This is a genomic window from Pseudomonas poae, from assembly GCF_001439785.1.
Lineage (GTDB): Bacteria > Pseudomonadota > Gammaproteobacteria > Pseudomonadales > Pseudomonadaceae > Aquipseudomonas > Aquipseudomonas poae.
The window spans coordinates 201,944-216,093 of sequence record NZ_JYLI01000007.1 but is presented as its reverse complement, the minus strand read 5'-3'; the positions used below and the strand labels follow the sequence as shown (position 1 = coordinate 216,093).

The window sequence follows — 14,150 nt, the reverse complement described above, 5'->3', positions numbered from 1 at the left end:
TATCGCCGGCTCGCTCAATGCCTGTTTGTTGCCTTGCACCGACAACTGTTCGCCCTTGAGGGCCAGTTGGATGTCCTTGGTTTTCAGCGTCGCCAGCAGTTGATTGAGGCTCATAGGACGATCTCCATTCGTTCGGTTATAGCGGCGTAGCCGGCCAGGGTCGGCTGTTCGAACAGCGCCCGCACATCGGCTTCCATGCCTTCCTGGCGCAAGCGCCCGATCAAGCTCACGGCGAGCAGCGAATGCCCGCCCAGTTCAAAGAAATTGTCATGACGCCCTACCCGCTCCACCTTCAATAGCTCGGCCCACAATGTGGCCATCAGGGTTTCGGTGTCGCCTTCGGGCGTTGCGTACTCACGCACGCTCAGCGCCTGCAGGCCGGGTTCGGGCAGTGCCTTGCGGTCGAGCTTGCCGTTGGGGCTCAGGGGCAAGGCGTCCAGGTGCACGAACAGCGCGGGCACCATGAAGTCCGGCAGGTGCTGCAGCAAGTGCGCACGCAGGCTGTCGATCTCGGCCGGTGCGCCGGTGTAATAGGCGACCAGGCGTTCGTCGCGGGCCACCACCACCGCGTCCTTGAGCGCCGGATGCTCGATCAGCCGCGCCTGGATCTCGCCCAGCTCGATGCGCAGGCCACGGATCTTCACCTGGTCATCGTTGCGCCCCAGGTATTCGATATTGCCGTCGGGCAGGTGGCGGCCAATGTCGCCGGTGCGGTACATCCGGCCGCCGTTGAACGGGTCATCGAGGAAGCGTTCGGCGCTGAGGTCCGCGCGGTTGAGATAACCGCGTGCCACCTGCACGCCGCCGATGAACAGCTCACCCACCACCCCCAGGGGCACCGGTTGCAGTTGCCCATCCAGCACGTACATGCGGGTGTTGGCGATGGGTTTGCCGATGGGCGTGTTGTCCGGAACGTCAGGGCGTGCGCAATTCCACGCGGTGACGTCCACCGCCGCCTCGGTCGGGCCATACAGGTTGTACAAACCAATGTTTGGCAACTGCTGCTGGAAGCGTCGCACCAGGCTGCCCGGCAACGCCTCGCCGCTGCACATCACCCGCCGCAGCCCCGCCGCCTGGCTGACATCGCCGTGAGCGAGGAACACATCGAGCATCGACGGTACAAAGTGCAGCGTGGTGATGCGCTCGGCCTGGATCACCTCGCACAGGTACGCCGGCTCCTTGTGCCCGCCGGGACGCGCCATCACCAGACGCGCGCCGGTAAACAACGGCCAGAAGAACTCCCACACCGACACGTCGAAGCTGAACGGGGTTTTCTGCAACACCGTATCGTCGGCGTTGAGGCCGTAGGCGTCCTGCATCCACAGCAGGCGGTTGACCACGCCGGCATGCTCGTTGATCACGCCCTTGGGCTGGCCGGTGGAGCCGGAGGTGTAGATCACGTAGGCCTGGTGCCGTGCCGTCAGCGCCGGCACCTCGGGGTTGGTTGCGGGCTGGTGCTGCCAGGTGCCGTGGTCGAGGTCGATCACCGGCACATCCACCAGCAGTGCACGCGTCGCGGATTGCGCCAGCACCACCACCGGCGCGCTGTCGTGCAGCATGTAGGCGATGCGCTCCTGGGGATAGGCCGGGTCGAGCGGCACATAACCGCCGCCGGCCTTGAGGATCGCGAACAGGCCTACCACCATGTCCAGGCCACGTTCCACGCAAATGCCCACCCGCGTGTCCGGTTGCACGCCGAGGTCACGCAGGTGATGGGCCAGGCGGTTGGCGCGCTCGTTGAGTTGCCGGTAGGTCAGCTGTTGACTGTCGGCTTTCACCGCCACCGCGTTTGGCGTACGCACCACCTGAGCCTCGAACAGGCCGTGCAGGGTCTGGTCGAGGTCGTAGTCCACTTCGGTCGCGTTGAAGCCATACAACACGTGTCGGCGTTCGTGCTCTCCCAGAATCGACAGTTGATTGACTGGCTGCTGCGGCGCCTGCTCCAGCGCTTCGACCAGGCGGGCCAATGCCGTCTGCATGTAACCGCATACCCGTTGTGCGTCGATGCGGGCCAGCGCGGTTATATCGTAACCGTCGCCAAGATCGTCCACATTCAGGCTGAGCGGGTAGTTGGTGCGCCCATTGTTGGTGAGTGTCTGCATGCCCTGCCAGGCCTGCTGTGCGCCAGCCGAGCGGGTGGCAACGCCACGGTGGCGGTAGTTGAGCATCGAGCTGAACAGCGGCGCCGGTGCCGCCACGCCGCTGCAACGTTGGGCCAGCGCCAGGGAGGCATGCTCATGCCCAAGCAATGCGCTGAGTCGGTCATGGGTGGCGCGCACTGCCGTCTTGACGCCCTGACCATCGATATCCAGACGCAACGGCAAGGTATTGATAAACACCCCCAGCGCGCGGTCGGCGCCGTCGCCACCTTGCAAGCGGCCCACCAGCACGGTGCCGAATACCACGTCGTGTCGCCCGGACGTCGCGGCCAGCACCTGGGCCCAGGCCAGATGGAACAGGCTTGCGGTGCTCACACCGAGTAAACGTGCCTGAGCGCGCAGGCCGCGATTCAATGGCGCGTCCAGGCGCAGGCTGTATTCTTCGATTTGATTGCCGTCGCCCCGCACGTCCTGCCAACCGAACGGCAACGTCGGCTCATCAATGTCGCCGAGCATGTCGCGGAAAAATGCCTCGTGTTCCTGCTCGCTGACGCCCAACAGCGCCTGGGCCACGTAGTTGCGATACGGCATCGGCGCTGCCGTGGGCGCACCGTGGCCGAGCAGATGGCCCTGCATTTCGCGCAGCACCACGTCGAATGCAGTGTGGTCCAGGGCGATATGGTGATAGAGCAACACCACCGCGATGCGCCCGTTGGCCGGATCCTGGGCATAGTTCACGCGGATCAGCGGCGCCTGGCTGATGTCCAGACGAAAGCGCCGCGCATCGAAGCGTTCATGCAGCCCTGCAAGTACGTCGCCTTGCAGGTGCAGTTCCATCATGCTCAGTCGGGCCTCGCGCCACACCACTTGCAGGGGTTGCGCCAGGCCTTCCCATACCACCCCGGTACGCAAAATATCGTGACGGTCAATGACCTGTTGCAGCGCCTGAGCAAAAGCGTCCAGACGCTCGAGGCTGTCAAAGGCCAGGTGCGATTGCAGCAGGTACGGGTCGCCCTGTTCGGCGCTGATGTGGTGGTAAAGGATGCCTTCCTGCAACGGTGCCAGCGGATAAATGTCCTGCACATTGGCCGCGCCACCCGGCACCTGCGCGACTACCTGGTCGATCGTCGATTGATCGAGGCTGACCAGAGACAGCATGTCCGGAGTGATGCGTTGGCAACCGGCGGCAATCCGATTGGCCGGCACCTGCACTTCGCGTCCGCTGCCCACGGCGGCGGCCAGCGCGGCCAGGGTCGGCTGACTGAACAGCACGCGCACATCGGCGCTCAGGCCGACCTGGCGCATGCGCTCGATCAGGCTCACGGCCAGCAACGAATGCCCGCCCAGCTCGAAGAAGTGGTCATGGCGACCCACCTGCTCCACCTGCAAGACCTCGGCCCAGATGCCTGCCAGGGTGGTTTCAACCTCACCTTGCGGGGCTTCGTAGGCGTGGCTGAGCAAGGCGGATTGATCCGGCTCCGGCAGTGCCTTGCGGTCCAGTTTGCCGTTGGCGGTCAGCGGCAGCGCATCCAGGCGCATATAGGCGACGGGCACCAGCGCTTCGGGCAACTGCGCTTGCAGGTGCGCGCGCAGGCCCTCGATATCCAACGCGCGTTGCTCGGTGAACCAGGCCAGCAGGCGGCCTTCGCGCACCAGCACCACGGCTTCGCGAATGCCATCCAGTGTCGCCAGGCGGCTTTCGATTTCACCGAGTTCCACGCGCACGCCGCGCACTTTGACCTGGTCGTCGTTGCGGCCCAGGTATTCAAGGTTGCCGTCGGGCAGCCAGCGCACCAGGTCGCCGGTGCGATACAGGCGGCCGGCGCTGAACGGGTCCTGCAGGAAGCGCTCGGCGGTGAGGTCCGCGCGGTTCAGGTAACCACGCGCCACGCCGCTGCCGCCCACATATAACTCACCGACCACGCCCACCGGCACCGGCCTCAGTTGGGCATCCAGCACGTAGCTGGTGGCGTTGGCCACGGGTCGACCAATATGCAAGGCCTGCCCGGCGTGCACCCGCCCGGAGGTGGCAACCACCGTGCCTTCGGTGGGGCCGTAGTTGTTGATGACCGCAAAGCGCTGCTCCCGGGTGAACTGGCGCAAGCGATCACCGCCGATCAGCAGCACGCGCAAGGTCGGGTGCTGCCGCGGCTGGCTGAACGCGTATTCGGCCACTGGCGTGGGCAAAAAGCTCACGTCCAGAGGCTGCGCCAGCCACCAGGTCAGCAGTTCGTCGATGTTTTCATTGCCCACGTGGGCGGGCGGCAAGTGCAGGGTCGCGCCCACGCACAGCGCCGGCCAGACCTCCCAGGCCATCGCGTCAAAACCGAAACCAGCCAGGCTGCTGGTGTGCCCTGAAGCGTTCAGGTCAAACGCATCGCAGTGCCAGTGCACGAGGTTTTCCACGCTGTGGTGTTCCACCATCACGCCTTTGGGCTGGCCGGTGGAGCCCGAGGTGTAGATGACGTAGGCCAGGTGCGCCGGAGTCAGGTTGGGCAATTGTGGATTGCTGACGGGATGCTGCTGCAAACAGGGGTCATGCAGGTCGACGCTGTTGACCGCGCCCAGCAGCCCGCGGGTGCTGGCTTCGGCCAGTACCGCCACCGGCGCGCTGTCCTGCAACAGGTAGGCGATGCGTTCGACCGGGTACGCCGGGTCGATGGGCACGTAGCCGGCGCCGGCCTTGAGAATACCGAGCAGGCCCACCAGCATCTGCGGGCCGCGTCGGCAGCAGATGGCGACGCGGTCGTCAGGTTGCACGCCCAGCGCCAGCAGGTGATGAGCCAGTTGGTTGGCGCGTTGATTGAGTTGCTGATAGGTCAGTGATGCGCCGTCCTGCTGCACGGCAACCGCCTGGGGTTGGCGCTCGGCCTGGACTTCGAAGGCGCCATGCAGGGTCTGGCCGCGCGGGAAGTCGCGGGCGGTGGCATTGAGCGCGCGCAGCAGGGTGTCGCGTTCGCCCGGCGGCAAAACAGGCAGCTGGTTCAGCGCGGTTCTCGGGCTGTTTTCCAGGGCGCCGACCAGTTGCTCCACGGCGTTGTGCATGTAGCCACACAGCCGCTGCGCGCCGATCTGCGGCACGGCCAGCACGCTCAGGCCGAAGCCTGCGCCCAGGTCATCGACGCTCAACACCAGCGGGTAGTTACTGCGTTCTTCGCCGCCCAACAGTTGCACACCTTCCCAGATGCCCTGGCCGTCGCGGGCCATTTCCCCGGGAGTGCTGTGACGGTAATTGAGCAACGCGCTGAACAGCGGCGTCGAATTGGCCACACCGCTGCAACGCTGGGCCAGGGCCAGCGACGCGTGTTCATGGCCGAGCAACGCGCTCAAGCGGGTGTGGGTGGCCTTGACCGCCACCGCCGCGCTCGCGGCCACATCGACGCGCAACGGCAGGGTGTTGATGAACATGCCCAGCGCGCGGTCGGCGCCGTCGCCGGCCTGCATGCGGCCCATCAGCACGGTGCCGAACACCACGTCGTCGCGCCCCGCCACCAGCCCCAGCACCTGGGCCCACGCCAGGTGCATCAGGCTGGCGGCACTGACGCCCAGTTGCCGCGACTGCTCACGCACGCGCTGAGCCAGCGCGGCGTCGAGGGGCAACTCGGCCTCTTCGATAGCGCGCCCGTCGCCCTGCACGTCCTGCACGCCAAACGGCAAGGTCGGCTCATCGATGTCGGCGAGCATTTCGCGGAAGAACTGCTCATGCTCGGCGGTGCTCACGCCCAAGCGTGCCTGGGCCACGTAGTTGCGAAATGGCGCAGGCTCGGGCAGCGCATCGGCCTGGTCGAACAGGAACGCCCGCATTTCCTGGCTCACCACTTCCATGGCGGTGTGGTCCAGCGCCAGGTGATGGAACAGCAGGATCGCCGCCACGCGGTTATTGGCCGGGTCCTCGGCGTAGACCATGCGCAGCAGCGGCGCCTGGGTAATGTCCAGGCGGTAATGCCGCGCGTCGAATCGCCCGTGCAACTGCGCGATGATGTCGCCGTCCGCCGGGTTCAGACGCACATGCTGCACCACCAGCTGCGCCTCGCGCCACACCACTTGCACCGGGTTGTCCAGACCTTCCCAGACCACCGCAGTGCGCAGGATATCGTGGCGCGCGACGACCTGTTGCAAGGCGCCCATGAAGCTGTGCAAACGCTCAAGGCTGTCGAACGCCATGCGCGATTGCAGCAGGTACGGATCGCCCTGCTCGGCGCTGATGTGGTGGTACAGAATGCCTTCCTGCAACGGCGCCAACGGGTAGATATCCTGCACATTCGCCGCGCCGCCGGGGACGCTTGCGACGATGCGCTCGATGGCCGCCGGGTCGAGCTGCACCAGGCTGAGCATCGACGGTGTGATCTGCGTGCAGCCCGCCGCGATGCCATTGGCCGGCACCACGATTTCCCTTCCACTGCCCACGGCGGCAGCCAGCGCGGCCAAAGTCGGCTGGCTGAACAGCACGCGCACATCGGCACTCAGGCCCACCTGGCGCATGCGCTCGATCAGGCTCACGGCCAGCAACGAATGCCCGCCCAGCTCGAAGAAGTGGTCATGGCGACCGACCTGGGCCACCTGTAACACCTCGGCCCAGATGCCCGCCAGGGTGGTTTCGACGTCACCCTGGGGGGCTTCGTACACGTGGCTGAGCAGGGCGGATTGATCCGGCTCCGGCAGCGCCTTACGGTCCAGCTTGCCGTTGGCGGTCAGCGGCATGGCATCGAGTTTCACGTAGGCCACCGGCACCAGCACCTCGGGCAACTGCTGTTGCAGTTGCGCGCGCAGGGTGCCGATGGCCAGGGGGCGGTGTTCGGTAAACCACGCCACCAGACGCCCTTCGCGCACCAGCACCACGGCTTCGCCGATGCCGTCCAGGGCCACCAGACGGCTTTCGATCTCGCCCAGTTCCACGCGCACTCCGCGCACTTTGACCTGATCGTCATTGCGGCCCAGGTAGTCGAGATTGCCATCGGGCAGCCAGCGCGCCAGGTCGCCGGTGCGGTACATGCGGCCAGCGTTGAACGGGTCTTGCAGGAAGCGTTCAGCGGTCATCTCAGGCTGGTTGAGGTAACCGCGCGCCACGCCGCTGCCGCCCACATACAGCTCGCCCACCACGCCCAGCGGCACCGGCCGCAAGTGCGCGTCGAGCACGTACACGCAGGCATTCGCAACAGGCCGACCGATATGCAGCGGCTGCCCCACCTGCATGCGACCAGAGGTGGCAACCACCGTGGCTTCGGTGGGGCCGTAGTTGTTGATCACCGCAAAACGCTGCGCCTGGCTGAACTGACGCAGGCGATCACCACCGATCAGCAGCGTGCGCAGGCTCGGGTGTTGCAACTGCCGGCTGAATGCGTATTCGGCCACTGGCGTGGGCAGAAAGCTTACGTCCAACGGTTGCGCCAGCCACCAGATCAGCAGTTCGTCGATGTTTTCATTGCCCACCTGAGCAGGCGGCAGATGCAGGGTCGCGCCCACGCACAACGCCGGCCAGACCTCCCAGGCCATCGCGTCAAAACCGAAACCAGCCAGGCTGCTGGTGTGCCCTGAAGCGTTCAGGTCAAACGCATCGCAGTGCCAGTGCACGAGGTTTTCCACGCTGTGGTGTTCGACCATCACGCCTTTGGGCTGGCCGGTGGAGCCCGAGGTGTAGATGACGTAGGCCAGGTGCGCCGGGGTCAGGTTGGGCAATTGTGGATTGCTGACGGGATGCTGCTGCAAACAGGGGTCATGCAGGTCGACGCTGTTGACCGCGCCCAGCAGCGCACGGGTGCTGGCTTCGGCCAGTACCGCCATGGGCGCGCTGTCCTGCAACAGGTAGGCAATGCGTTCGACCGGGTACGCCGGGTCGATGGGCACGTAGCCGGCGCCGGCCTTGAGAATACCGAGCAGGCCCACCAGCATCTGCGGGCCGCGTCGGCAGCAGATGGCGACGCGGTCGTCAGGTTGCACGCCCAGCGCCAGCAGGTGATGAGCCAGTTGGTTGGCGCGTTGATTGAGTTGCTGATAGGTCAGTGATGCGCCGTCCTGCTGCACGGCAACCGCCTGGGGTTGGCGCTCGGCCTGGACTTCGAAGGCGCCATGCAGGGTCTGGCCGCGCGGGAAGTCGCGGACGGTGGCATTGAACTCACGCAGCAGCGTGTCGCGTTCGCCCGGCGGCAGAATCGACACCGCCTGCAACGCCGTGGTCGGCGCCTGTTGCAGCGCACTCAGCAGGTTGCGCAATGCGGTGAGCATGTAATCGCCCACGCGCTGTACATCCACGGCCGCCACGCCCTGCACCGCCAGCGCAAAGCCCGTGCCCAGGTCATCGACACTCAGCACCAGCGGGTAGTTGCTGCGCTCTTCGGAACTGAGAATATCGATACCGAAGCCCGCGAACGGGCGGGAGCCCGGCGCCTCATCCGGCGCGCTGTGACGGTAGTTGAGCAAGGTGCTGAACAACGGCAGCGAGGCCGGCACGCCGCTGCAACGCTGGGCCAGGGACAGCGAAGCGTGCTCATGGCCGAGCAATTGCGCCAGGCGCGCGTGGGTGGCGCGCACGCCGGCCTGCACGCCAACGGTGCCGAGGCTGACCCGCAGCGGCAAGGTGTTGATGAACATGCCCAGCGCGCGGTCGGCACCCTCGCCGCCCTGCAGGCGCCCCAGCAACACGGTGCCGAATACCACGTCCTGCTGGCCGGACACCTGGCCCAATACCTGTGCCCAGGCCAAATGCATCAGGCTGGCCGGGCTCACGCCCAGCTGCCGCGCCTGCTCACGCAGACCCAGGCTCAGCGCCGGTTCCAGCGGCAGATGAACCTCGGCGATGCCGCTGCCGTCGCCGTTCACATCCTGCAGCCCGAAGGCCAGCGTCGGTTCGTCGATATCGCCGAGCATCTCGCTGAAGAACGCTTCGTGCTGGGCCTGGCTGACGCCGAGACGGGCCTGGGCCACGTAGTTGCGGTACTGCACCGCGTCGGGCAACTGCGCGCTGCGACCGGACAGGCTGGCGCTCATTTCCTCCACCAGCACTTGCAGCGCGGTGTGGTCGAGCAGGATGTGGTGCAACAGCAGGATGCCGACGAAGCCACCCCGCTCCTCGGCATAGGCCAGGCGCATCAGCGAAGCGCGGGACAGGTCGAGACGATAGTGACGGGGGTCAAAGCGCTGTTGCAGCTGCGCCAGTCCATCACTGCCCTGACACTCAATGCGCTCCACGGCCAGCGGCGCCTCGCGCAGGACCACCTGCACCGGTTCATCCAGGCCTTCCCAGAGGATCGCGGTGCGCAGGATGTCATTGCGCGCGATCACGCTGTGCAGCGCATCAACGAAGGCGTCCAGCGCCGCCTGGTGTTCGAAGCGCAACTGCACCTGCAACACGTAGGGATCGCCCTCGGTGGTTGCCAGGTGATGGTAGAGAATGCCGGCCTGCAACGGTGCCAGGGCATAGATATCCTGCACGTTGGCGACGGGCACGGCACGCAGGATGTGGTCGATGGCCGCCTGATCGAGGTCAATCAGCGGCAGCATGTCCGAGGTGATGCGTTCGCTGCCGGCGCTGATCAGGTTGGCCGGCACCTGCACTTCGTGCTGCCCGCCCACCGCCGCGGCCAGGGCCGCCAGCGTGAGCTGCCCGAACAGCACGCGCACATCGGCGCTGAGGTCGACCTGGCGCATGCGTTCGATCAGCTTGACCGCCAGCAGGGAATGCCCGCCCAGCTCGAAGAAGTTATCGTCGCGCCCCACCCGGTCGAGCTTGAGCAGCTCCTGCCAGATGCCCGCGAGGGTGCTTTCCACGGCGCCCTGGGGCGCTGCGTAGCCACGGCGGGCCACGGCATCGGCGTCGGGGGCAGGCAAGGCCTTGCGGTCGAGCTTGCCGTTGGTGGTCAGCGGGAACTGGTCGAGCACCACGAAGGCGGCCGGCACCATATGCTCGGCCAGGCTCAGCAGCAGGTGGTCGCGCAGCCCGGCGATATCGGGCGTGCCGTCGGCAATCACGTAGGCCACCAGGCGTTTGTCGCCCGGCTCGTCTTCGCAGGCGACAACCACCGCGTCCCGCACGCCCGGTGCGGTGGCCAGGCGCGCCTGGATTTCGCCCAGCTCGATGCGGAAGCCGCGAATCTTCACCTGGTCATCGTTGCGCCCCAGGTACTCGACACTGCCATCGGCCAGCAGGCGGCCGAGGTCGCCGGTGCGGTACATGCGCAGGCCGGTGGCCGGGTCAGCCAGGAAGCGCTCGGCGTTCAGTTCATCGCGGTTCAGGTAGCCCCGCGCAACGCCGGCGCCGCCCACGTACAGCTCGCCGACCACGCCCATGGGCAGCGGCTGGCGCTGGGCGTCCAGCACGTAAAGTTGCAGGTCGGGAATGCGCACGCCAATCGGGCTGACGCCGACCAAACGCGCGTCCGCCGCCTCCAGGGCACGGTAGGTCACGTGCACGGTGGTCTCGGTGATGCCATACATGTTCACCAGTTGCGTTCCGGCGTTGATGGCGCGGGCATACCAGGGTTTGAGCATGCCCGGCTCCAGCGCTTCACCGCCGAAAATCACCTGGCGCAGGGAATGCGCTTCGCTGCTGTGGCCCTGAGCCGCAATCAATTGGCGGAACGCGCTCGGCGTCTGGTTGAGGATGCTTACGCCGGCCTCGCAGAGCAGCGCATAGCAGGCATCCGGCGAACGGCTGACCAGTTGCGGCACGATCAGCAACTGGCCGCCGTGCATCAACGCGCCCCAGATTTCCCACACGGAAAAATCGAAAGCAAACGAGTGGAACAGCGCCCACACATCGGTGTGATTGAAACCGAACCAGTGCTCGGTGGCAGTGAACAGGCGCGCGACCTGACGATGCTCGATCATCACGCCCTTGGGTAGGCCAGTGGAACCGGAGGTGTAGATCACGTAGGCCAGGTTCGCCGGACTGAGCGGCACGCGCGGGTTGACGATGGACTCACCGCGCAAGTCATTCAAGTCGATCTGCACCAGGTCGCCCACCCGATCACGGGTATTGGCCTGCACCAGCACGGCCAGCGGTGCGCTGTCGGCCAGGGTGTAAACGATGCGTTCCTGCGGGTAGGCCGGGTCGATTGGCACATAGCCGGCGCCGGCCTTGAGAATGCCGAGCAGGCCGATGATCATTTCAACGCCGCGCTCCACGCAGATCGCCACGCGGTCGTCGGGGCGGATGCCCTGGGCAAGCAGACGGTGCGCGACCTGGTTGGCGCGTTCGTTGAGCTGGCGGTAGGTCAGGCGCTGCTGGTCGTGGCGCAACGCGATGGCGTCGGGATGGGCGGCGGCATGGGCTTCGACCTGCTGATGGATCAGCGCGGTGTCGGCATACGGCGTGGGGCTGTGGTTGAGCGTGTGCAGCAGGTGCTGGCGCTCGGTGTCAGGCAGGATGTTCAGGCCGCAAAGCGGCATGTCCGGTCGCTCGTGCAGGGCGTCGGCCAGGCTGTGCAGGGCGACGTGCAGGTAGTCGGCCACGCGCTGCGCGCCGATGGACGCGTCGACCATTACCGTCAGTGCAAAGTCTTCGCCCAGGTCGTCGACGTTGACCGTGAGCGGGTAGTTGGTGCGTTCTTCGGCACCGAGCACCTGGATGCCCTCGGCGATGTCGATCACCTGGGCCATGTCCGTCGCCGCGCTGTGGCGGTAATTGAGCATCGCGCTGAACAATGGCGTGGGTGCCGTCACGCCGCTGCAGCGCTGGGCCAGGGCGAGGGATGCGTGCTCATGCTCGAGCAAGGCGGTCAGGCGCGCATGGGTCGCCTTGACCTCGGCGCGCACGCCCTGCCCGCCCACATCCACGCGCAGCGGCAACGTGTTGATGAACATGCCCAGCGCCCGTTCACCGCCTTCACCGGCGCCCATGCGGCCCAGCATCACGGTGCCGAACACTACCGCATCGCGGCCGGACACCACGCCCAGCACACGGGCAAAGGCTACGTGCATCAAGCTTGCCACGCTCACCCCCAGTGGCCGTGCCAGGCTGCGCAGACGGCGGCTCAGGTCGCTGTCGACGGGGACGCGCGCCTCGTCGATGCCCTGGCCGTCGCCCTGCACGTCCTGCAGGCCGAACGGCAGCGTCGGCTCATCGATATCCGCCAGCATCGCGCGAAAGAAGGCTTCATGGGCCTGCTCGCTGACGCCATGGCGCACCTGGGCGATGTAACTGCGAAACGCCACCGGCTCAGCGGCCAGCGCTTGCTGGCCAGCTAGGTATAGCTGGATTTCATGGCGCACGAGGTCGAGGGCGGTGTGATCGAGAATGGTGTGGTGGAACAGCAGCATCGCCACCACGCGCTGGTTGGCCGGGTCGTTGGCGAACACCAGACGCAGCAGCGGTGCCTGGCCCAGGTCCATGCGATAGCTGCGCGGGTCGTGACGCGCGACGAGTTGCGCGAGGACATCGCCGCCGGTGAAACGGGCCTCTTCACAGGCCAGGGTTGCCTTGCGCCACACCACTTGCAGCGGTTCGTCCAGGCGCTCCCACACCAGCGAGGTGCGCAGGATGTCGTGGCGGTCGATCACCCATTGCAGCGCCTGGGCAAAAGCGTCCAGGCGAGTGCGGCTGTCGAATACGAATTGCGCGTGCAGCACGTAGGGGTCGCCCTGCTGCGCCGAGAGGTGGTGGTAGAGCATGCCCTCCTGCAGCGGCGCCAGCGGGTAGATGTCCTGCACGTTCGCCGCGCCACCGGGGATGGCCGAAACAATGCGGTCAATGGCGTCTTGGCCGAGGCTGACCAGCGCCAACATCTGCGGCGTGATGCGGTAGGCCGGGCTGAGCCAGTCGCCGCCATGCTCGGCCACCAGTTCGAGGAGCCGTGGTTTGTGGGCGATCAGTTGATCCCATAGCGCGTCATCCAGGGCCTCGTCGTCACCGAGGATGATCAGGTCGCCTTCTTCCAGTTGCAGACGGATCGCGTGGGTGGAAATCGCTGCCAATAATTCGCTGAACTGCATGGGAGTAACCTGCCTGATAAGTCACGGGGAGAAGAAAGTCCGTTTTCAGCTGCCGTTTGCATCGGGCGTGCTGGGCGCCTGGAAATAGCAGGCGCAGCCGGAGGCCTGGAGAGGCTTCCGGCAGGCTTGGAAAATTAAGGGATTTGGCGGGCGGGAGGTGACATGGGAAGCGGGGACAAGTGGGAGGGGAAAAGGTTTCACTTGAGGTTTGTTGTGGAGAGCGGGGTTGCCCTGATGCCAGTCAGTTAAGCGAACGCTATGCTCATAGCGACGAAAATCAAATGTGGGAGCGGGCTTGCCCGCGAAGGCGTTGGCCCAGCAAACATTGACGCTGGCTGACCCACCGCTTTCGCGGGCAAGCCCGCTCCCACAGGGGGACCTGCGCTTAACTGCCTGCATTAGGGCAAGCCCCGCCCCCACAGGGCCTGCTCGCCACAGGTTGAAACGGCTTACACAGGATGCTCTGCAGCGCTACCTGGCATCGATATGCTGATAATCCAGATTCAATCCGTCTGCCAGCTGTTGCGCCCTTCCCAGCCGGATCGGGCCGCGTTCGATATCCACCAGCAAGCCTGGGCAGTCGAGTTGGGGCAGTTGATCGATGGCCTTGAGTCGGCCGTCGGTGATGATCAACAGGCGTTGCTGCTCGGTGGGGTGACGTTTGCGTCGCGCCTGCAGCCACTGCGCGGCCTCGCTCAACGCCGCAAGCAGGGGTGTGCCGCCGCCGGCGCCCAGTTGCGCGAGCCAGTCGGCCAGACCCTTGGCGGCTTTCAGGCCTTGTACCTGCCACTGCGGCGATTGCCCGCTGGCGGTCAGCAAGGCCAGGCGTGCGCGTTGCCGGTAGGCGTCATCGAACAGTTGAGCGAGCAGGCCCTTGGCGTCGGTCAGTGCGCTGTGCCGCCGAGTGGAGGCCGAGGCGTCGACGATCACCAGCCACAGCTCATGGGCCGCGCGATTGCGCTGCTGGAAGCGTAAATCTTCACGCGACTGCGGGCGCCCGCCGAGCAAGGTGCCCGGCCAGTTGACCGTGCCTTGCTCTGCGCCGCGCGCCTTGCCGTGCCTGCCGCTGTCGAGCCGCCCCGCTTGGGGCCGTGCATCCGCCCCCGCGTCAGGTCGAGGGCGGAT

2 protein-coding genes are annotated in these 14,150 nt (G+C 66.1%); both read right to left on the bottom strand.

The window, feature by feature from the left end; translation table 11 throughout:
* Positions 1-110 precede the first annotated feature (110 nt).
* Complete coding sequence (locus tag TU75_RS10990) at positions 111-13,025, bottom strand: non-ribosomal peptide synthetase (protein ID WP_060548940.1); 12,915 nt, start codon at positions 13,023-13,025, stop codon at positions 111-113.
* A gap of 471 nt (positions 13,026-13,496) precedes the next feature.
* Entirely contained in the window at positions 13,497-14,150 is a 654-nt protein-coding gene (locus TU75_RS10985; protein WP_173664761.1) for a vWA domain-containing protein, read from the bottom strand.